At 69.6% G+C, this 19,252-nt stretch carries 19 protein-coding genes; 6 read left to right on the top strand and 13 right to left on the bottom strand.

Features of this window, described 5'->3' with window-relative positions:
• The first annotated feature begins 254 nt into the window (after positions 1-254).
• The gene (locus ACSYGN_RS26690; RefSeq protein ID WP_460399877.1) at positions 255-995 is read left to right on the top strand and encodes a hypothetical protein; all 741 of its coding nucleotides are present in this window, start codon (positions 255-257) and stop codon (positions 993-995) included.
• Positions 996-1,215: 220 nt separating this feature from the next.
• On the opposite strand, the gene ACSYGN_RS26685 is transcribed toward ACSYGN_RS26690, so the two are convergent.
• Both ACSYGN_RS26685 and ACSYGN_RS26680 read right to left on the bottom strand, forming a co-directional pair.
• Positions 1,216-1,809, bottom strand: a complete 594-nt coding sequence (locus tag ACSYGN_RS26685) for a biotin transporter BioY (protein WP_460399875.1) — start codon at positions 1,807-1,809, stop codon at positions 1,216-1,218.
• Between the two features lie 334 nt (positions 1,810-2,143).
• Positions 2,144-2,821, bottom strand: coding sequence for a mycothiol-dependent nitroreductase Rv2466c family protein (locus ACSYGN_RS26680; RefSeq protein ID WP_460399873.1), 678 nt, complete (start codon positions 2,819-2,821; stop codon positions 2,144-2,146).
• 218 nt (positions 2,822-3,039) lie between these two features.
• On the opposite strand from ACSYGN_RS26680, the gene pepN reads away from it, so the two are divergent.
• Positions 3,040-5,634, top strand: coding sequence for an aminopeptidase N (gene pepN, locus ACSYGN_RS26675; RefSeq protein WP_460399871.1), 2,595 nt, complete (start codon positions 3,040-3,042; stop codon positions 5,632-5,634).
• A 387-nt stretch (positions 5,635-6,021) separates the two neighbouring features.
• Entirely contained in the window at positions 6,022-7,068 is a 1,047-nt protein-coding gene (locus ACSYGN_RS26670) for a hypothetical protein (protein WP_460399869.1), read from the top strand.
• 89 nt (positions 7,069-7,157) lie between these two features.
• On the opposite strand, the gene ACSYGN_RS26665 is transcribed toward ACSYGN_RS26670, so the two are convergent.
• The 5 genes from ACSYGN_RS26665 to ACSYGN_RS26645 all read right to left on the bottom strand — a co-directional run bounded on the left by ACSYGN_RS26665 (position 7,158) and on the right by ACSYGN_RS26645 (position 11,501).
• Positions 7,158-8,348 (bottom strand): glycosyltransferase, encoded by a 1,191-nt coding sequence (locus tag ACSYGN_RS26665; protein ID WP_460403763.1) that lies wholly within the window; start codon positions 8,346-8,348, stop codon positions 7,158-7,160.
• A gap of 183 nt (positions 8,349-8,531) precedes the next feature.
• The gene (locus ACSYGN_RS26660) at positions 8,532-10,298 is read right to left on the bottom strand and encodes a TIGR03767 family metallophosphoesterase (protein ID WP_460399867.1); all 1,767 of its coding nucleotides are present in this window, start codon (positions 10,296-10,298) and stop codon (positions 8,532-8,534) included.
• A 443-nt stretch (positions 10,299-10,741) separates the two neighbouring features.
• Complete coding sequence (locus ACSYGN_RS26655) at positions 10,742-10,927, bottom strand: hypothetical protein (protein WP_460399865.1); 186 nt, start codon at positions 10,925-10,927, stop codon at positions 10,742-10,744.
• Positions 10,924-11,301: a DUF6415 family natural product biosynthesis protein gene (locus tag ACSYGN_RS26650; RefSeq protein WP_460399863.1), complete on the bottom strand. Its 378-nt coding sequence runs from the start codon at positions 11,299-11,301 to the stop codon at positions 10,924-10,926. The genes ACSYGN_RS26655 and ACSYGN_RS26650 overlap by 4 nt, the downstream gene beginning before the upstream one ends.
• A complete protein-coding gene (locus ACSYGN_RS26645; protein WP_460399861.1) occupies positions 11,298-11,501 on the bottom strand; it encodes a hypothetical protein in 204 nt (67 codons plus the stop codon). The genes ACSYGN_RS26650 and ACSYGN_RS26645 overlap by 4 nt, the downstream gene beginning before the upstream one ends.
• A 308-nt stretch (positions 11,502-11,809) precedes the next feature.
• Between ACSYGN_RS26645 and ACSYGN_RS26640 the strand changes: the two genes are divergently transcribed.
• Together ACSYGN_RS26640 and ACSYGN_RS26635 are read left to right on the top strand one after the other, a co-directional pair.
• Positions 11,810-13,288 (top strand): XRE family transcriptional regulator, encoded by a 1,479-nt coding sequence (locus ACSYGN_RS26640; protein WP_460399859.1) that lies wholly within the window; start codon positions 11,810-11,812, stop codon positions 13,286-13,288.
• A gap of 14 nt (positions 13,289-13,302) precedes the next feature.
• A complete protein-coding gene (locus ACSYGN_RS26635; protein WP_460399857.1) occupies positions 13,303-13,926 on the top strand; it encodes a 2'-5' RNA ligase family protein in 624 nt (207 codons plus the stop codon).
• A 247-nt stretch (positions 13,927-14,173) separates the two neighbouring features.
• Here ACSYGN_RS26635 and ACSYGN_RS26630 read toward each other — a convergent pair whose 3' ends face one another.
• The 3 genes from ACSYGN_RS26630 to ACSYGN_RS26620 form a co-directional block, all read right to left on the bottom strand.
• On the bottom strand, positions 14,174-14,752 hold the full coding sequence (locus ACSYGN_RS26630) for a hypothetical protein (protein ID WP_460399855.1): 579 nt from the start codon (positions 14,750-14,752) through the stop codon (positions 14,174-14,176).
• A gap of 19 nt (positions 14,753-14,771) precedes the next feature.
• Complete coding sequence (locus ACSYGN_RS26625; RefSeq protein WP_460399853.1) at positions 14,772-15,191, bottom strand: hypothetical protein; 420 nt, start codon at positions 15,189-15,191, stop codon at positions 14,772-14,774.
• Positions 15,192-15,312: 121 nt separating this feature from the next.
• Positions 15,313-15,792: a hypothetical protein gene (locus ACSYGN_RS26620; protein ID WP_460399851.1), complete on the bottom strand. Its 480-nt coding sequence runs from the start codon at positions 15,790-15,792 to the stop codon at positions 15,313-15,315.
• Between the two features lie 717 nt (positions 15,793-16,509).
• Here ACSYGN_RS26620 and ACSYGN_RS26615 point away from each other — a divergent pair.
• Positions 16,510-16,923, top strand: a complete 414-nt coding sequence (locus ACSYGN_RS26615; protein ID WP_460399850.1) for a hypothetical protein — start codon at positions 16,510-16,512, stop codon at positions 16,921-16,923.
• A gap of 597 nt (positions 16,924-17,520) precedes the next feature.
• On the opposite strand, the gene ACSYGN_RS26610 is transcribed toward ACSYGN_RS26615, so the two are convergent.
• The 3 genes from ACSYGN_RS26610 to ACSYGN_RS26600 form a co-directional block, all read right to left on the bottom strand.
• On the bottom strand, positions 17,521-17,991 hold the full coding sequence (locus ACSYGN_RS26610; RefSeq protein ID WP_460399848.1) for a transposase family protein: 471 nt from the start codon (positions 17,989-17,991) through the stop codon (positions 17,521-17,523).
• Between the two features lie 9 nt (positions 17,992-18,000).
• Positions 18,001-18,486 (bottom strand): hypothetical protein, encoded by a 486-nt coding sequence (locus ACSYGN_RS26605; RefSeq protein ID WP_460399846.1) that lies wholly within the window; start codon positions 18,484-18,486, stop codon positions 18,001-18,003.
• 148 nt (positions 18,487-18,634) lie between these two features.
• Positions 18,635-19,153, bottom strand: coding sequence for an NUDIX hydrolase (locus tag ACSYGN_RS26600; RefSeq protein ID WP_460399844.1), 519 nt, complete (start codon positions 19,151-19,153; stop codon positions 18,635-18,637).
• Positions 19,154-19,252: the final 99 nt, after the last annotated feature.

The raw sequence follows: 19,252 nt of genomic DNA, 5'->3' as shown, positions 1-19,252 counted from the left end.
CGGGTCACCCCCGTTCCCCGGATTTCCCGCGTCTCCCTTTACACCCCTGTTTCCCGGCAAGCCGCCGCACCCCCTCCACGAGCGTCCCGGCACGTTCCGGCAGGATCCCAAAAGATCCGACGGCATCCGGCAGGATCCGTCAGGAACACAATGGTCACACTTGGAGCCGTATCAGCATAGTGTGGAAATCTTGTGGTACCTCTTCAAGTACTGCGCATTCAAACGCAGTCCAGGGGGAGGCAAGGGGGACGGACATGAGTTCTCGTCGGACGACGGCCGTCGCGGTGTCACTGGTCACGGCAGGTTTCACCGCCGTGCTGGTGCTGCCGTGCCAGGCCACCGCGGACGGCCAGGGACCCGGCAGTGACAAGGGGGGAAAGGCCGTCGACAAGGCACCGGCGGGGGTCGAGGTGACCACGCTGCTGCCGTCGAAGATATCGGTGGACAACAGTTCTCAGAAGACTTCCCTCACCGCCACGGTGAAGAATGGGGGAACAAAGGACAGCGGTGACATCCGGCTTCTCGTCGTCGGGTTCGACGGGTTGAAGGTCCATTCCGTCAAGGGTGGCGGTGGCGACTGCTCGGCGATCGCCAAGAAGGATCTCCCGGCGGGTTCCAACAGCGCTTTCAGCTGCGCCGTAGGAAGCCTTTCCGCCGGGAAGTCGATGTCGTACGACGTCTCCGCCACATTCGATCTCGGAAAGACCGGGAAGATCTGTCTGCCGGTCAAGACGGCCGACGGGAAGAAGACGTACTGGCAGCAGGGGCCGGTGCCGTTCGGTACGACGAACCCGTCGCCGAACGCCCCGTCCACCCCGCTCCTCCTCGGCACCGACAACAAGCCCGTGGGGCCGAGCGGCGACCAGTTGCCCAAGACCGGTGCCGGGCGGGACCTGCTTCCGCTGGGCGCGGCCGGGGCGGCGCTGGTCACCGCCGGGGCGGCCGGGCTGTGGTGGTCGGCCGTACGGCGACCGCGGCGGCAGCCGCAGGGCTGAGCGGGTGCGGTAACGCTGCGCTGAGCGGTGCGGGAGTACTGCGGGGCGCGTGCCCAGCCCCACGGCCGAGCAGTGCCGCAACGCCGCCGCTGAGCACTGCGCTGGTGCCGCCGGACACCTGCCCAGCCCCACGGCCGAGCGGTGAGGTGGCTCGGACCGCGGAAAAGCCGGGGCGCCCCCGTGGGGTGCCCCGGCCTCCGTGTCAGGGAGAGCGCCGCGTTCAGCGCCTGCCCGCGAACTTCCACGCCGTGGGCAGCGCACCCATGGCCAGGGCCGCCTTCAGCGCGTCGCCGAGCAGGAACGGCGTCAGGCCCGCCGCGACCGCGGCCGAGGCGGACATCCCGGCGGCGTAGGCGAGATACGGGACGCCGATCGCGTAGATGATCGCCTCGCCCAGGATCATCGTGCCCGCCATCCGCAGCACACCCCGGTCACCGCCGCGCCGGGCCAGGGCGCCCACCGCGGCGGAGGCCAGCACCATGCCGATCACGTACCCGAAGGAGACGCCCGCCGCGCCCGACGCGCCGCCCGCGAACCACGGCACCCCCACGACACCCGCCAGGGCGTACAGCGCGAGGGACAGGAAGCCGCGGCCGGCGCCCAGGGTCGTGCCGACGAGCAGCGCGGCGAAGGTCTGGCCGGTCACCGGCACCGGGGAGCCGGGCACCGGTACGGAGAGCTGGGCCGCGAGGCCGGTGAGCACGGCGCCGCCGAGCACGAGGGCGACGTCACGCACCCGTGACGCGGGCAGAAGGTCGGCGAGGACTGCGCCGGGGCGTACGTGGGTGGTGGCAGTGGCGCTGGCGGTGCTCATGGGGTCTCCGCGGAGGGTGGGCAGGTCGGGACACCGTGACGCTATCCCGGGCCCCTCGGGCCGGACACCGTCAGCGCTCGACAAAGGGGGGAACAGGGGTTTGGTGGGCTCCGCACAAAAGATGGCCGCTACACCCGGCAGGACGTGATGCCTGTCACTGCGGTGGCGTGGTTCTCGGTACGGCGACGAGGGCGGCCGGGTCTGTGGGGATCCGCCAATCAGCCGTCGTGGGTCGCCGGGCGGCGACGGGTGGCTGGCACTCGGCATCCGGCCGAGCGCCGAGCGCCGAGTACCGAGTGCCAAGTACCGACCGGCGACCCATCGTGCGTCGCGGCTAGAGGTTGCTGAAGTCCGGGCCCGCCGTGCGGGTGCGCTTGATCTCGTAGAAGCCCGGGATCGAGGCGACAGCGATCGTGCCGTCCCAGAGGCGGCCCGCCTGCTCGCCCTGGGGCGCGGGCGTGACGACCGGGCCGAAGAACGCGATCTGCTCGCCGTCTGCGCCGGGAAGGGCGATGACGGGGGTGCCGACCTCCTGGCCGACCTTCTCGATGCCCTCCTTGTGGGAGGCGCGCAGCTCGGCGTCGAACTCGAAGTCCTGCTGCTCGGCGTAGTCCATCAGGTCGGCGGGCAGGCCCACGTCGGCGAGGGCACCGGCGACGGCTTCGAGGGTCGGGCCCTCACCCCGGTTGTGGATGTGGGTGCCGAGCGCGGTGTAGAGCGGGCCGAGCACCTCGGCGCCGTGCTTCTGCCACGCCGCGGTCACCACGCGCACCGGCTGCCACGCCTTGTTCTCCAGGAAGTCGCGGTACTCGGCGGGCAACTCGTCCAGCTTGTCCTCGTTGAGCACGCCCAGGCTCATGATGTGCCAGCGGACCTCGATGTCGCGCACCTTCTCCACCTCGAGGACCCAACGGGAGGTCATCCAGGCCCAGGGACAGGACGGGTCGAACCAGAAGTCGACGGGGGTCCTGACGGGGGTCTGGGCGGTGGAAGCGGTCGCGGTGTCGGACATGGCTCTCCTATGAATCTGCTGACTTCTGCTGACTTCTGCCGGCTTCTGCCGTGGAAGCGAAACATGGCTGTTCGTTCAACTTGCAACGACGGTCACGGGGATACCATTCCCGGCCGTTTCCCGGATGACCTCGGTCAGGGGCGCGTGGCAGGATCGGTCCTGTTCATCGCTGGTCCCGTGATGTCCGTAGAGCGATCCGCCCCGAGGGAGTGCCGCCCGTGCCCGGTGAGAATCTGTCCCGCGACGAGGCCCGGGAGCGGGCCGCCCTGCTGTCCGTCGACGGGTACGAGGTGTCCCTCGACCTGCGGTCGGCGGTGGGCGACGAGGGCGTCGAGGGGCCGCGGACGTTCCGCTCGGTCACCACGATCCGCTTCCGCTGCGCCGAGCCTGGCGCGGCCGGCTTCGCGGACCTGATCGCGCCGAGCGTGACCGCCGTCTCCCTCAACGGCAAGGATCTCGACCCCGGCGAGGTCTTCGACGGCTCGCGGATCGCCCTGGAGGACCTGGCGGCGGACAACGAGCTGATCGTCGACGCGCAGTGCGCCTACTCCCGTACCGGTGAGGGCCTGCACCGCTTCGTCGACCCGGAGGACGGCGAGGTCTACCTCTACACCCAGTACGAACCGGCCGACTCCCGGCGGGTGTTCGCCAACTTCGAGCAGCCCGACCTCAAGGCGCCGTTCCGTTTCGAGGTGCGGGCGCCCGAGGGCTGGACGGTGTGGAGCAACGGCGCCGGGGAGCGCAGCGGCGGCGACGGGGTGTGGCGGTTCGCGGAGACGAAGCCGATCTCGACGTACATCACCTGTGTGGTGGCGGGGCCGTACCACTACGTCACCGACTCCTACGAGCGGACCTTCGCGGACGGCACCCGGCTGGAGATCCCGCTCGGCGCGCTGTGCCGCAAGGGGCTTGCGCCCTACTTCGACGCCGATGACGTCTTCCTCGTCACCAAGCAGGGCCTGGACTTCTTCCACGACCACTTCGACTACCCGTACCCGTTCGGGAAGTACGACCAGGCGTTCGTGCCGGAGTACAACCTCGGCGCGATGGAGAACCCCGGACTGGTCACCTTCCGGGAGGAGTTCATCTTCCGCGGCAAGGTGACGCAGGCGTCGTACGAGGGCCGCGCCAATGTGGTGCTGCACGAGATGGCGCACATGTGGTTCGGCGATCTGGTCACCATGGAGTGGTGGGACGACCTGTGGCTGAAGGAGTCCTTCGCGGACTTCATGGGCGCGTTCGCCCTGGTCGGTGCGACGCGGTTCACCGACGGCTGGATCACCTTCGCCAACCGCCGCAAGGCGTGGGCCTACCGGGCCGACCAACTGCCTTCCACCCACCCCGTCACCGCCGACATCCGCGACCTCCAGGACGCCAAGCTCAACTTCGACGGCATCACGTACGCCAAGGGCGCGAGCGTCCTCAAGCAGCTTGTGGCGTATGTCGGCCAGGACGCCTTCCTGGAGGGCGCCCGCCGCTACTTCAAGCGCAACGCCTACGGCAACACACGCCTCGGCGACCTGCTGTCGGTGCTGGAGGAGACCAGCGGGCGGGACATGAGCGCCTGGGCGCGCTCCTGGCTGCAGACCGCCGGGGTCAACTCCCTCACCCCGCAGGTGCTGCTGGGCCCCGACGGGCGGGTGAGCGAGCTGGCGGTACTGCAGGAGGCGGCCGAGTCGCATCCCGAACTGCGCCCGCACCGGGTGGCGTTGGGGCTGTACCGACGTACGGCCGAGGGGGCGCTGGAGCGGTACGCGCGCACCGAGGCCGATGTGTCCGGGCCGCGTACGGTCGTGGCGGAACTGGTGGGCGCCGAGGCGCCGGAGCTGGTGCTGGTCAACGACGACGACCTCACGTACTGCAAGATCCGCTTCGACGACACCTCGCTCGCCACGCTGCGGGAGCAACTGGGCGACATGACCGACCCGCTGGCGCGGGCGCTGTGCTGGTCGGCGCTGTGGAATCTGACCCGGGACGCGCTGCTGCCCGCGCGGGAGTTCGTGGGGCTGGTGCTGCGGTTCGCGGGGCGGGAGTCCGACATCGGGGTGCTGCAGATGCTGCACGCCTGGGCGGAGTCGGCGCTGGTGCACTACGTGGCGCCCGAGTGGCGGGAGACCGGTGAACGGTTGCTGGCGGACGGGGCGTTGAAGGAGCTGCGGGCCGCCGAGCCGGGGAGCCAGCAGCAGTTGGCCTGGGCGCGGTTCTTCGCCTCCGTGGCCTCGGGGGCGGACGGACTGCGGCTGCTGCAAGGGCTGTTGGACGGCTCGGAGACGGTCGAGGGACTGGACGTCGACCAGGAGCTGCGGTGGGCGTTCCTGGAGCCGCTCGCTGCGCGGGGGGCCGCGGACGAGGCCGCGCTGGCCGCCGAGCTCGCCCGCGACGACACCGCGTCCGGCAAGCGGCATCAGGTGCGGTGTCTCGCGGCCCGGCCGTCCGCGGCGGTCAAGGCGCAGGCGTGGGCGCAGGTCGTGGAGTCGGACGCGCTGTCCAACGCGCTGGTGGGGGCGATGATCTCGGGATTCTCGCAGCCGTCGCAGCGTCCGCTGCTTTCGCCGTATGTGTCTCGGTACTTCGATGCGATCGAGCGGGTGTGGGAGACGCGGTCGATCCAGATCGGGATGGATGTGGTGGGGGGGCTGTTCCCGGGGTTGCAGGACTCCTCGGAGACCTTGGCTGCTGCGGATGCGTGGCTTGCTGCGCATGCGGGGGCTGCGCCTGCGTTGCGGCGGCTGGTGGTCGAGGCGCGGGATGATCTGGCGCGGTCCTTGCGGGGGCAGGCATGCGATGTGGCCTCCGGCGGGGGTGGTGAGTGAGGCCGCGGGCCGTCTTGGGCTTGTCGCGCAGTTCCCCGCGCCCCTGGGGGGTGACTGTCGTTCGTCGACCGCGGGCCGGTGGGGGTTGCTCGCGCCCACGCGGCGGAGCCGCATGTCGATACAGCCCCGCGCCCCTTCGTGAGGCGCCCGGGGTCGCCTGGAAACGTCAACTTTCGTGGTCTCCGTAGGGCACCCCGGGTGAGAAACGGCTGTTGCGGAATTCGTTCAGCGTGAGCCGTAACCTTCCGCAAGAGCTGGTCTGACCTGGGGTTTTGTTGGTGGGCGGGGATCCGAACTGGTGTCCTTTAGTTCTGGGTTGTCCAGGTTTGTCGACAGGTTTGTAACAGGGGTTCAGGTGGGGAGGGCGGGCGGGGGAGTCTGCGGGGCATGAAACGCAATCCCCCGCTTCAGTCCGGGTCCGACGGTCGGCTCGGTGAGGACGGACGGCGTGTCCGGTCCGCGGCTCAGCTCCGGGCGCAGGGTTTCTCCGCCACGGAGCTGAGCGCCCGCTGTCGGCCCGGCGGTGTGTGGCAGCTCGTACTGCCCGGTGTCTATCTGCTGCACCCCGGGCCGCCCAGCGGCGAGGAGCGGCTGCACGCCGTGCTGATGTACGCGGCACGCAGCCGTGCGGTGCGCGGGGTGCCGTCCCAGCCGGGCCCGGAGGCCCGCACGCAGCGACCGCCGGTGTACGCGGACGCCGTCCTCACCGGGGCCGCCGCGCTCGCGCTGTACGGCTTCGCCTGTGTGCCGCCGCCGGCATCGCTCGGGCGGATCGACGTGCTGGTGCGCAGACAGCGCAGGATCCGGTCGGCGGGCTGTGCGCATGTGATCCGCACCGCCGACCTCCCCGAGCCCCGCGAGGTCGGCGGGTTCCCCCTCGCCCCGGTGCCGCGGGCCCTGGCCGACGCGGTGGCAGGGCTCGGTGCCGCCGGGTCCGTACGGCTGCTGCTCACCGAGGCGGTGCGCGACGGGCACTGTGAACCGGCGGCCGTGGTACGGGAGCTGACCCGGGCGAAGCTGCTGGACCGACCGCATGTGGTGGACGCGGTGGACTCGCTGATGGCCGAGAGCCGGGCGCTCGCGGAGGGGCGGCTGTACCGGATGGTGCGCGACCATCATCTTCCGGCGCCCTTGTGGAACGTAGAGCTGCGGCTGCCCGGCGGGCCGTACCTGGGCGGGCTGGACGCCTACTGGCCCGACGAGGCGGTGGCCCTGGAGCTGGACACCCGCCCGCCGCACCGGGAGGACGACGCGCCCTGGCCGGAGTACACCCGCAAGCGGGAGCATCTGGAGCGCCTCGGCATCACCGTCGTACGGGTGACACCGAGGAAGCTCCGGGAGGCACCCCAGCACCAGGCGGCGGTGGTGCGCACGGCGCTGATGGCATCGGCGGACCGGCCTCCGGCGGCGCGGGTGGTGCTGCTGCCGCGGTAGGTCCCGTCGGCCCCGCCACGCCGCGGTCGACGGCAGGCGTCCGCACCGCCCCGCGCCGCGGACGCCGCCTGATCAGGGCGCCGCCGCGCTCACAGCGGGTCCGGCAGCGGTGGGAGCGTCGCCTCGGCGTGGACGCGGTCGATCAGGTCGGCGTACGCCGCGATCATTCGCGTACGGCTGAAGCGCTCGCGGCTGCGCAGCAGGGCGGGGCCGAAGTCGGCGCGTCCGGCGAGGGCGCCGGTCCAGGCGAGGGCGATGGAGCCGGCGTCCGGCGGGGTGAGGATGCCGTGCCCGGAGACGATCGCCGCGGTGTCCCCGACGTCGGTGGCGACGGGCACCGCGCCGCACATCATGCCCTCGATCAGGCACAGCGGGGCCGCCTCGCCCCAGGCGGAGGTGAGCGCGACGACGTCGGACCCGGCGTAGACGCTCTCCATGTCGCGCCGTACCCCCAGCGGGTGGAAGCGGGGCGCCAGCCGGGTGAGGTCCGCGCCGAATGCGGCGCCGGCGTCGGCCATCAGGCCGGGGTTGGCCGCGGTCATACCCGCCCCGCACATCAGGACGTGGCCCTCGGGCTCGCGGGCCAGCCAGGCGCGGGCGGCACGCAGGAACAGGGGCACGTTCTTCATACCGTCGTAGCGGGCGGCGAAGACCACGACGGGCGCGGTCGCCGGGATGCCGAGGCTGCCGCGCAGGGCGATGCGCCGGGCGGCGTCCGGACGGAAGCGCAGCAGGTCGACCCCGTTGGGGATGACGTGCAGCAGTTCGCCGGGGATGCCCGCGGCCCGGTAGGCCTCGCGGGTCGACTCGGCGCAGCAGACACAGCCGACGACCGTACCGTCGGCGATGGCGGCCCTGAGGTCGTCGAGGGCACTGCCCTGGTGCTCAGGGTCGGAGCGGTGCAGGCACACCACGACCGGTCTGCGCGGCAGCCCGCGCTGGTTGAGCAGGGCGAGCGGCTGTTCCTTGAGGGACAGCACGACATCGGCGCCCGCCATCGCCCGAGCGGTGTCGGCCAGTTCCGGCCCGGTGAAGGGGAGGCGGCCGGGGCCGCCCGGGCCGAAGCTGCGGCCCAGGGCGGTGACCGGGACACCGGCGGCGGTCAGCGCCCGGTAGCAGGCGTCGTCCTCCATCCGCTGCCGGGTCGCCTCCCGGTGCACCTCCGCATGGACGCTCAGGACCTGCTGGCGGTGTCTGCCGCCCTCCTGGAGTCCCATCACCACATCACTGTGAACGATCCGGGCCCCTCCGGAGAAGAAGCCCTCGTAGACCGACAGCACGCGCAGCCCACGCACACGACCACCCGCCTTGCACACCTCGAACCGTCCCCGTGAACCCAGCGGGTTAGCGATATGAGGCGGCATGGAGGTTTCATCCGAATGAACTCGGCGTCTCGTGTCCGGGTCACGTGGGTTACACCATGCCGGTCCACTTAACAGCTTTACGAAGCTTTACGCCTTGCTTTATGCCTTCTTGAGCAGCAGCTCCGTGTTCCGGTCCGCGGACGTGCCCGCGAGGACCTTGCTGGCGCCCGGGGCGTTGAAGGCGATCTCCCGGTAGAGAGCGGCCAGACCGGTCTGGGAGAGGTCCGCGAAGTCCGTGCGGTGCGGGGCGGCAGACTCGATCAGGGTGGTGAAGACGGACAGCGTGCCGTCCTTGTTGTCCACCAGCTCGATGACACGGGCGAGGTGCGGATGGTCGACATGGGAGGCGGTGGAGATCTCCCAGAAGGGACGGCCGCCGGACGTCTTGTGCGGGGTGATGACATTGCGGTGGATGTGGCCGTTCACCCAGGCGAGCACATTGCTGTGCCTGGCCAGCGTGCTCACGACCTCCTCGCCGGAGTGGCGGCGCTCGGTGGGGTGCGCCGGGTCGGGGCGGGTGTTGGTCATGGTCTTGCTGGTGTGGTGGCTGAAGACGACGGCGTAGGAGTCCTTGTTCTCCTTCAGTGTCCTGTCCAGCCACTTCAGCTGCGCGGTGCCGATGGAGCCCTCGTAGTGGCCGCCCGCGTCGGTGGTGTCGAGGCTGATGCCGATGACGTCGTCGGAGATGCGGAAGGCGTAGTACTGGGTGCCGGCGGCGAGATTCGCGGTGGAGTAACCGTGGCCGACGGGACCGAGGCCCCGGTACGCCGGGTCCAAGTGCGCCTTGAGGTAGTCGGCGGGGGTGTACGGGGCGCGCTTCTCGTCCGGAGTGACCGAGCGCATGTCACGGGCGTGGGCCTTGAGCAGATCACGGTAGGCGCTGCCCTTGGGATCGCCAGCCGCCTTGATCTGGTTCTGAAGCTTGGCGGCCTCGGTGGCCGACAGGCTCATCAGCTTCTTGCCGCCCACGGCGAGTTCGGCGAGGTAGGGGTCGCCGTGGGAGCCGTAGCAGCCGAGCGGCAGGGCGTCGTGGTTGCCGACGGTGGAGTACCAGGGCAGGTTGAGACCGGGGCTGCGGACCTCGCGGATCGCGGCGGCGAGGAAGCCGGACAGCCGGGGGAAGCCGAGCGCTTTGTCGGCGTCGCGCAGGACCGCGTCGGGCTGCCAGTACAGCTTCAGACCGCTGTTCATGACGCCCTCGTAGTGCTTCGGGTCCCCGGAGTTGGGGGCGAAGCGGCCGCCGCTCATGATCTTCATGTACCACTCGAGCTCGGACGTCGCGTTGTTGTCCGTGTTGTCGCCGGTGGTCATCACGAAGTGCAGCGGGGAGCCGGTGACCGGGGCGCCGCGTAGCGCGTTGACGCGCTCCACGAGCGCGATCGCACCGTGCGCGCTGAGGGCCTCCTGGGGGCGCCAGGCGTGCCGGTCGGTGGAGCGCAGGAACTCCAGGCGCAGCGGGTGCTGGGCGTCCATCAGATGCAGATCGGTGAACTGCACGAACGCGGCGAGCGCGGTACGGCGGCCCGCGCGGCCGGACTTGGGGGCGGCCAGCTCGGAGCGCACGACACGCGCCCAGCCCGGGCCGTCGCCCAGGCGCCGGTAGCCGGACGAAGTACGCGGGGCGGAGACGCCCGCGAGCGTGGTGCCCTTGGTGTACGGGGCCAGCGGCGCCGCCTCGGCCTGGCGGCCGTTGGCCACCACGGCCCGGCCCGCGTCGGCGGCTTCGGTGGCGGGTGCGGCCTGGCTGTCGGTGGGCCGCAGGGCGTAGCCGACGCCCGCGGAGACGGTGGCCGCGGCGGTGGCGGCGAGGACGGTACGGCGGTTGACTCCAGGAACGGAGTCGGCGACAGAGCGTATGCGCGACATGGCGCGATCTCCCCGAGTGCGAACGCGTCGGCAGTGGTCGCGGGCGGTCGCTGTCGCGAACATCCCGCTCGCTCTGGATGCTTGGCACCGGGAATGACCTGCGCGTGAACGAGACGGCAACGTGTGCCGCCGATCGCCGTACGTGGATCTTGACCCCCCTGACCCGCCCACGACCGCTCGCCGGACGGCCTGGGGGCGGTTGCTCTGCGTTCATCTTCCGGGGTAGGGGAGGCAGTCCACGGGTACGGCGACCGGTTGGCGCATGCGGTGCGGTGAACCGTAAGGAGCCGTCAGGTCGATCGCCGTCGGCGTGCTGATCGGTGTCGGACGGTTGATCGGTGTCGGTCAGCCGCAGGCGCCCCGTGGGCGGGCGCTCCAGTCCTGTTGCGAGACGACCGGAATCAGCCGCAGCACGCTCCACACGAGCAGACCCACCGTTGCCGTCACGCGGCACGCGCCGCGCTCGCGTGGCAACGGCAGCCGCAACGAGGTACCAGCACGATGCCGTCGGAGTGCGGCAGCGGAATGTCCCGGGTCTGGCGGCAGTCGGCGTGCAGGCCGCCGTAGCCGAACCGGGAGGCCAGGGCGCAGTGCTCCGACAGGACCACCGGGGCGGTCGGCGCGGTCACGAGCCGCCGCCGAGGGCCTCGTACTGGTCGCACAGGCAGACCAGGACGCGTGCCATGCGGCGGTCTTGGGCGGCGGCCCCGCCGGTCCTCTTGCTGGGCTCGGCGTCGATCCGGCTGCGCGCCTCCCACACGCACCCGAGCGCCGTGTGGCGCGGGCCGCTGTCCTCAGGGAGCTGCTTCGCTGCCGTCTCGACCTCCTGGACGAGGAGGGCCAGGTGCCCGCGGATCGTGGCGATCAGCACGGCAGGTTCGCGGGCGGCGGGCGGCAGAGTGCCAGGTGCCGCAGCCGGTTCCAGCAGCAGATCCGCCGTCTCCCGCATCACCGTCAGGTCCAGCGGGTGGACGGCCCTGTCGTGGCTGGTCGCCGGGCTCACCGCACATCCAGCCCGGCCCGGCACCGCTGGCACTCGCACGGCGGGATGAGCGGCATGATCGGCGGCAGGTCCGTGCCGTACGGCACACTCACCGTGCCGCGGTCCTCCCGCAGCACGCCCGCACTGTCCACGATGTAGACGCGCATCGTCATCTTCGAGCCCGGCGGGCAGTCGCTGCCCGAAGTTGCAATGTTCGTCATGTCGACGCTCCCTTGCTGGTTTGAGCGTTGGCCGCGCCCGCGGTCGGTCGTGCGGTCGCCGGGGCCGGTTTGGGACCGTTACCCGATGTGGCCGTTGTTCGCCCTCCTACCGTTCCAGCTGCGATATTTGGAGTCACGGGCGGTCGTGACCAACTTTTCTGGACGTCCAGTACGCGTCTGAGCAGGCACAACGCCGAATTGTGGACGTCATCTTGGGCGCTTCGTCCTCTCATTCCCTGGGCATCGGGGTCTGTTTCAGTTACAGCGCCGCTACGGTGAGTACACCGACATGTGCAGGGAGCTCGCCCATGAACGCCCGCCTCAAGCCCGGGTCCAAGGCGGACCGGAACGCCCTCCGCCACACCATGACGGCCGCCGGATGCGCAATCGCGGACATCGCCGTCGAGATGCGCGCCCGCTATCGGATGCGGCCCCGGGAAGCGTGGCGGCACGCCCATGGCTGGACCCTTCAGGACGCGGCAGACCACATCACTCAGGCCGGCAATCAGCATCCCGCCGAGGCCGTTGCCGCCGACGCCTCCCTTGTGGGCAAGTGGGAGAAGTGGCCCGGCCCGTCTTCGCGCCGTCCAAGCCTGCCTGTTCTTTCTGCCATGGCGGCCGCCTACGGCTGCCGTCCTGAGGACCTGCTGGACCTCGACGACCGGCAGGCATTGCCCAAAGGCGAACTGCGCCTGCTCTGCCGCCGCGAGCCCGCCTCCGAACCGGCGTTGCCCGTCTCTCCTGCATTCCCTTCCGCACCACCGGAGCCGAATGGAAACGAGTTGGTGCGGCTCGCTGCCGACGAGTCCGCGACCTGGGCGCAGTGGGCCGAAGCGTCGAATGTCGGCGACATCGCGCTCGAACAGCTGATGGCCGAGACCCGTGCCCTCGCCGAGGACTATCTCACCTCCGATCCGGTCCCCCTCTTCACCCGCACACGGGCGCTGCGCGATCGTGTCTTCGCGCTCCTGGAGGGCCATCAGTACCCGCGGCAGTCCGCGGACCTCTACGTGGCCGCTGGCTACCTGTGCGGGCTGCTCGCATGGATGTCCTCCGACCTTGGACAGCTACGCGACGCGGACTCCCAGGGCCGGACAGCATGGCTGTGCGCCGAGTTGGCCGGGCACAATGATCTGCGGGCCTGGGTACTGTCCACCCGCTCCAAGGTCGCGTTCTGGGACGGGCGTCTGCGGGACGCCATCAACTACGCACGGCACGGCATCACATACCGCCCCTCCGGCACGGTTGCGGTCCTGCTGCCCTGTCAAGAAGCTGATGCCTGGTCTCAGCTCGGTGCGGAAGACGAAGCGCTGGGAGCACTCGCACGGGCCAGGGAAGCCCGGGATTCGTTGAGGGACGAGGACGACATCGGCGGCATCTTCGCCTGCAATCCCGCCCGCCAGGAGAACTACGCCGCAGGTGTGCAGCTCCGCGTCGGCCGGACGGTCGACGCACTGCGCGCTGCGGACCACGCCCTCGCTCTCCTGTCCGCGCAGCCGGTCCGGGCCTATGGCACTGAGGCTCAAATCCACATCAGCAAGGCGGCGGCACATCTTTCCACTGGCGAGGCGGAAGGCGCGCTCGAATCCCTCGCGCCGGTGCTGGCACTACCTCCGGATCACCGACTCGCCCCCGTCATCAGACGCTTGGGCGAACTGCCTGTCGACGCCGGCCGCACGTACATGGCCGCCAGGGCAGCCGTCGGGCTGCGGACGGCCATCGAAGAGTTCTGCCTGGACTCTGCTCCCCGGCGCCTCGCCCTCTCGCCAGGAGATGCACCTGCCTGATTTGATCTCGGGCTATGAAGACTCAACCCGAGACCATGGGAAACCATTGGTGGTGGCGGCCTGGCTGGAACGTCGGACGCCGCTTCTACACCTGGCATCTGACCTTCGAGGGCCAGACGGATGTACACCGCGTCGCGACTGAGTACCGGACCGCGCTCGCCCCACTCGGCGACGTGCTCACCCTGATCCCCGACCAGTGGCTGCACCTGACCATGCAGGGCATCGGCTTTGTGGGAGAGGTGGAGGAAGACGACGTGCGCGCGATCGCCAAAGCCGCCAGTAGCCAATTGGCTGCCGTCCCAGCCTTCGACCTTCAGATCGGGCCAGCCGTCCTTGACCCTGAGGCCATTCTGCTGCACGTCCAGCCGGACGGGCCGGTCCGGGCCATTCGCAACGCCATCCGGCAGGCGATCGTCGACATTCTCGGACAAGCCCCGGAGAGCGCCGAAGGCTTCACCCCGCACATGTCCGTCGCTTACAGCGCAAGCAACGGCCCCGCCGAGCCGATCGCGCAGATCCTGGCCGGACTCCACGTGGCCCCCGCCAAGGCTCGCATCTCCTGTGCAGAACTCATCGTGATCCACCGCGACAACGAGATGTACGAATGGGAGCCCTTCGCCACCGTGCCACTCGGCTGACCCGCCTCAGGGCGTCCTCGCCAGGCGAGCCGGATGGCGTGCAGCCACCCCGGCTCGCGGACCATGCGGACCGTGACGTCCTTCTCCTCGATCTCCGCAGCGCACGCCCCGGCGCCTCAGCCTCGTCGGCGTCCTCGGAGGCAACCGCGTCCTCGGCGACGTCGCCGTGCAGGCTGGCGCCCTCATCACGGCGTCCACGCGCTCGGCGACGGCCCGCAGCGCCAGTTGCCCGGCCTAGCTTCAAGGATCACGCGAGCTTGGCGACGATCCCGATGTACAGGGAAGCTGAGATCGTCAACGAGAGAAAGACGGTCACGGTGTGAACTATGCGATGCCGTACATCCCCGAGACCGAGATGGGCGCGGGCGGCTGCGGTGACGTGCGGCCCGCCCCGCGCTTCACCGCCCGCGACTTGCAGGGCGCGCACCAAGGCCCGTTGGCTCTTGGCCGAGGTGAGACCGAGGCGCACACCGTCACTGTCGCGCACCACGACCGCGCGAGAAGGGCCGGTGTAGGCGAAGGACGTAAGCAAGCGGACATCTTTGATGCGCTTGAGATCCACCGACCGCTCACCGGTCAGCGTCCGGGCGGTCACGCGGGACATCGAACAGCGGACCAGGCTGGTTTCCTGACACGGCACCGATATCAGCAAGAAACCAACCGGTCCGCCGATCAGGGCGCAGATCAGGGATGCGCCAGCCGGAATCAGACTCGCCAGCGCCAGCAGCCGCGCCACGAAGGGCGAAAGGATGAGGATGACGGCCGCAGAGGCCGTGATCCGCGCGCGTTTCCGGACCACGGCCGTGGTTGTCTCGGTGGAGTTCACGGAAATAGACTAAAGCGATTCAGATCCTGGTCCGCCGTGAGCCCCCTGCCCGATTCGCCTTGCGGGCCGCTATCACCCCTAGGTCGGAACGCATATGCGGCGGTACGACGAATTTCGGGGCGTTGAAGAGGACGACACTCACTTCGCACGGCAGGCAGAGAAGCAGGGTGACCAGCGCTACGGCGAAGAGGACAGTCACTGGGCCGGACATGTCGACATCCAGGAGGCCCATGAAGAGAAGGATCGTGGCCCCCCAGAGGGAGGCGACAGTGAGGGCAAGGGACCGTATTTCTCCTCGCTTGACCTCCTTGCCGAACGGCATGAAGGAAAAGGTCACCATGAACTCCTCGACCAGGTCGGCGTTGCGCCACAGTTGGGTGACCTTCCAGGTCATGAACGCGGACCCGACCAGGAAGAAGAGTCCGATGAAGTACTGCATTGCACAATCCTTCCAAGTGTCGCTGAGGCTCAGCTCCCCCGCTGAGAGGGAGCCGCCGGGCGGGCTCCGAGGTCACGTCCTCGTCCTCCCCGCCCGACGCCTGCTTACTCCGGTCCAGCGGTCAGCTGAACCAGCCCTTCACACTCTTCCAGCCCCTCGACATGACGTTGTTGAGCGGGCCCGATGCCAGGATGCCGCCGACGGCTCCCGCACCCGCCCCGATGGCTCCGCCGATGAACGTGCCCGGGCCGGGCGCGATGGACGTGCCGACCCACATCCCGAGCGTGGCACCCAACTTGGTCGCACCCACGACCACGGTCGTGTCGGCCACGGTCTCGGCTGCCGCGAGGGGGATGTCACCATGGGTGGACTGGTAGTTGGACCAGAGGGTGAACACGGCACCAACCCCCAGCAGCCCCCAGCCAGCGCGCCCCATCCACTTGTTGCTCCCAATGGCTGCCACGCGCGCGAGACCGGGATTGTCCCGCATCGCTTGCAGGATCTGGGAGGACTGTCTGGTGGACCGCATCGCAGCTTTGGCGCCGGTGGCCATACTGCCCGCCTGGCTGAAGATCGACTGGAGGTAGGAGCCCGAGGTCATTAGTCCGTTGCCCGAGTTACAGACGCCGTTCCACACCTTCTCTTGGTCCGCCCGGGGACTGACCGTCCAGCAGCCTTCGGAGGCCGTCCCACCCCGCGGCTATCAGCCCAAGATCCGCTGCCACGCACTCGATCTGCTGGTCTCCGGCGGTAAGGTCGCCGAGGTGGCGACGCTCCGCGGCATCAGCGATGCGGACCATCTACGTCTGGCATCGCCACCATCTGATCGACACCGGGCAGGTGCCCGGTGTCCCTACCCGCGAACAGGCCAAACTCACCGCGGCCCGCAAACAGATCGCTGAGCGGGAGGCCGAGTTGGCCGTCCCACGACCGCGCCGCCGAACTGCTGGGCGAGGTGACCTCCCCCCAAAAGGCGGTTTGAAGCCAGCCGCGTGATGGCCAGCCGAGGGGGCATCACTGACGATCGCGCCAGTCCGCCCACGCACGGCACCACGTACCGACCGCGGGGGGCTCCCGATACCGGCCGTGTCGTCGGGCAGCGCGGGGCCGCGCGGCACGGACGACCCGGTGCCACCCACCAAGGCGCTGCACGCGCCGGAAAACTCTCAAAGTAGCGTATTTTCAACTCGGTGCGTTGAAACGTGACTTCGCAGACACCCGACAGGCGTGACAATGGGGCATGCCACTGAAAACATCCGGGCGGTAGCGGACTTTGGGCGGGGCCGTTTCGAGCGTGCAGGCAAGAAAGGGACGCCGGATGCAGCAGACAGAGGAAGAGCTCCTAGCGGAAGCCCTCGGTCAAATCACCAGGGGGAAATTCGTCTCCCGGTTCCTCAAGCATGACATCGGCGAGTTCGACCGCGAACTGCCGCTGAGTTTCGATCTTGCCGTTGAGCGCACCCGTTCTGTGCTCGCTCAGCTAACCGGTGGTGCCGACCCAGAGTTGGCGGAAGCACGATCGGAGCAAGTGACGCTTCGCGTGGTCGCCGGAGGCGGATACCTCAACATGAACCCGGTGGTGGTCACCGTCGTTGCAACTCGCAGCGGAGAGCGGACCACCATCCTGCATGTGCGGGCGATCGCGAAGGAAGGTCTGGTCAAGCAGCGTGCAGGTCAGAAGACGGCTGAACGCATCGCGAGGCTGCTGGACAGAGCCAGCACGAGTCCATGAGCAGCCGGGCGATGGCGGAGCGCTGTCGCCTGCACCAGCAGGGTGTGCACGGCGGCGTGCAGCCGGGTGTGCGGGCCGCGGTCCGGCCACCCGGCACCCGGGCCGCCGCCTCCGGTCCGAGGTCGGGCAGGCAGCCTCGGTGGGCCGCGACGATCATAGAACCTTGCGGCCGAGCCCCTGCCACGGATGGAAGTGGTCACTGACCTGAACGGCCCGGGCGCTCCGGCGGTGATAGCGCCGCGGTAAGTGGCCGAGTCATCCCGGCAGACCACCTCGACGCCCTGGTGCGCGCGCAGCCAGGCGGCCAGCGGCTCCGCCTCCCGTGAGTCCGACATATCGATCGGCAGCTGGCTCTCCTCGTCGGCCACGACGTCCCGTAGCGGCGGGAGCAACATAGCTCGAAGTCGTCCACAGCCAGCACGCGCAGTGCCGGGACCGGCGGATCGGGGACCCTCATCAGCAAGTTGGGCACGTTGGCCCAGCTCAGGGACTGGCGGAGGTGGAGCAGCGACCGGGTTCCAGCCTTCCCGGCCAGCGCCGTCGCCACCGCTACCACGATCGCCTGCAGGCCCGGGGTGTGGCACTGGTAGCACACCGTCAGCCCGTCGGCCTGCTCTGCGAACGTGGCCTCGGGCAGTCGGGGTTCTCGCAGTACAGACGTCGCACCGACAGGTCGATGACGACCGCCCGGGCGCCCACTACCTCGTCCGCGACATGCCGCATGTACCGGGAGTGCACCCAGTCCAACTCCGTCCCGCACCCCGGGCAGACCGCCGAGGCGTCGTCCCGGGTCCGGGCCGCGATCCGCAGTAGACCACCGCCGACCTCCGCCTTCTCGACCCGTACCGCGACCAGCTGCAGCAGCAGGTCTTTCCTGCCTACTTCCTCTGCGGGAAAGGGGTGAGCTGGCAGAACGCTGATCGGGGGGTGTGGGCAGGTAGAGGTCCTTCTGCCGTAGCGGTAGAGGGGCGTCGATGGGCTCGTCGTTCGAGAAGTTGGAGTAGCGTCGGCGGCCCGCGAGAGACAGCCGTCCGCGAAGCGCGGGTGGCTGCTGGCAATTTGGTGCAAGGCTGGTGCCTAGGGCACGGGATCGCCCTGGCCCATGTCCAGCCACCACACGTCATCGTGGTCGCGGGTGAGTTCCATCATCTGCTTCTGCCCGTCGCTGAAGCGGAGCTCGACCTGAGCCAGGTACGGCACCAGGGGGTCCTGGACGATCGCCTTGACCGGTTCGCCGGCGTGAGCGCTGTACCGGGTGATCAGCTGCTGTGCCGCCTTCTCCCGGCCGGTGTACCACGGGGGACCTATGCGCGCCAGGTCGGCGGCGTCGCCGGCCTCAAGACGCTGGACATACACCTTGACCAGCAGAGCGACATCGTCGGCCATTTTTTGGGGATCCGAGGTATCGCCTTTCACGGCGCTGATGGTGACCTTCACCGTCGGCGTCTTGTGCAAGGAGTACGGCGTCGGGTCTCGCAGCAGCCACCAGGTGGTGATGGCCGCGCCCACGACGGCAAGAACCACTGCCGCCACCCACCGGCGTTCCTTGTATGACTCGGGCATGCCACACCTTCGTGTGGCTGGGAGCCTGGATGAAAGTGCTTGAAGGCCCCAAGGGCGAGACCTTCGACGGTGAACCTGCTATGCCGGGGTAGGGCGGGGGCAGCCCACGGGCACGGCGGTACCCCGGAACATGTGGCGCGGCGAACGGTCAGGAACCGTCCGGCTGTTCGCCGTCGGACGCCTGATCAGTGCCGGACGGTTGATCGGTGTCCGTCAGCCGGAGGCGGCCCGTGGGTGGGCGGTCCAGCCACAGCAGCAGGCCCGCGTCGACGAGCGGGACGCGGGTCAGGGCCGGTACGGCGGCGAGGTCGTGCCAGGCCGCCATGTCCGTTGATCCGCCGACCTCGTTGCGCAGTTCGCCGCCGGTGATCCGCACCTCGTAGACGAGGCGTACGGCGTGATGGTCCCGGGCGGAGCGCAGGCCGCGCCGGGGGATGCGGTGACGTACCGAGTCCACGCCGAGGAGTGCGGTGACCTCGGCGCGATAGCCGGTCTCCTCCTCCACCTCCCTCACCACGGTGTCGTGGGGATGCTCGCCGTGGTCCATCCCGCCGCCGGGCAGGGTCCATTCGGGCGCCCCGTCCTCGCGCCGGATCCAGCGGGCCAGCAGGACACGGTCGTCGCGCACGCAGACGGCGTAGGCCGCCACTCTCAAGGTCTCTCGCACACCCGGACGGTAACCCGCCGGAAGTCGGCACAACACCCCGCAAACAAGGAGCCATCCGCTCAATCGGCACCGGGGGTTTTCCCCATCGGTCCATATCGA

It is taken from the genome of Streptomyces sp. YIM S03343 (assembly GCF_054729195.1).
This window is presented reverse-complemented; position numbering and strand designations above follow the sequence as displayed.

Bases quoted from the DNA above. Each gene is read 5' to 3' on its own strand.
- ACSYGN_RS26645 (WP_460399861.1), bottom strand. From the start codon at position 11,501: ATGACGAACATTGCAACTTCGGGCAGCGACTGCCCGCCGGGCTCGAAG.
- ACSYGN_RS26660 (WP_460399867.1), bottom strand. From the start codon at position 10,298: ATGTCGCGCATACGCTCTGTCGCCGACTCCGTTCCTGGAGTCAACCGC.
- ACSYGN_RS26635 (WP_460399857.1), top strand. From the start codon at position 13,303: ATGAAGACTCAACCCGAGACCATGGGAAACCATTGGTGGTGGCGGCCT.
- ACSYGN_RS26615 (WP_460399850.1), top strand. From the start codon at position 16,510: ATGCAGCAGACAGAGGAAGAGCTCCTAGCGGAAGCCCTCGGTCAAATC.
- ACSYGN_RS26605 (WP_460399846.1), bottom strand. From the start codon at position 18,486: ATGCCCGAGTCATACAAGGAACGCCGGTGGGTGGCGGCAGTGGTTCTT.
- ACSYGN_RS26685 (WP_460399875.1), bottom strand. From the start codon at position 1,809: ATGAGCACCGCCAGCGCCACTGCCACCACCCACGTACGCCCCGGCGCA.
- ACSYGN_RS26625 (WP_460399853.1), bottom strand. From the start codon at position 15,191: ATGCAGTACTTCATCGGACTCTTCTTCCTGGTCGGGTCCGCGTTCATG.
- ACSYGN_RS26670 (WP_460399869.1), top strand. From the start codon at position 6,022: ATGAAACGCAATCCCCCGCTTCAGTCCGGGTCCGACGGTCGGCTCGGT.
- ACSYGN_RS26640 (WP_460399859.1), top strand. From the start codon at position 11,810: ATGAACGCCCGCCTCAAGCCCGGGTCCAAGGCGGACCGGAACGCCCTC.
- ACSYGN_RS26620 (WP_460399851.1), bottom strand. From the start codon at position 15,792: ATGACCTCGGGCTCCTACCTCCAGTCGATCTTCAGCCAGGCGGGCAGT.
- ACSYGN_RS26680 (WP_460399873.1), bottom strand. From the start codon at position 2,821: ATGTCCGACACCGCGACCGCTTCCACCGCCCAGACCCCCGTCAGGACC.
- ACSYGN_RS26690 (WP_460399877.1), top strand. From the start codon at position 255: ATGAGTTCTCGTCGGACGACGGCCGTCGCGGTGTCACTGGTCACGGCA.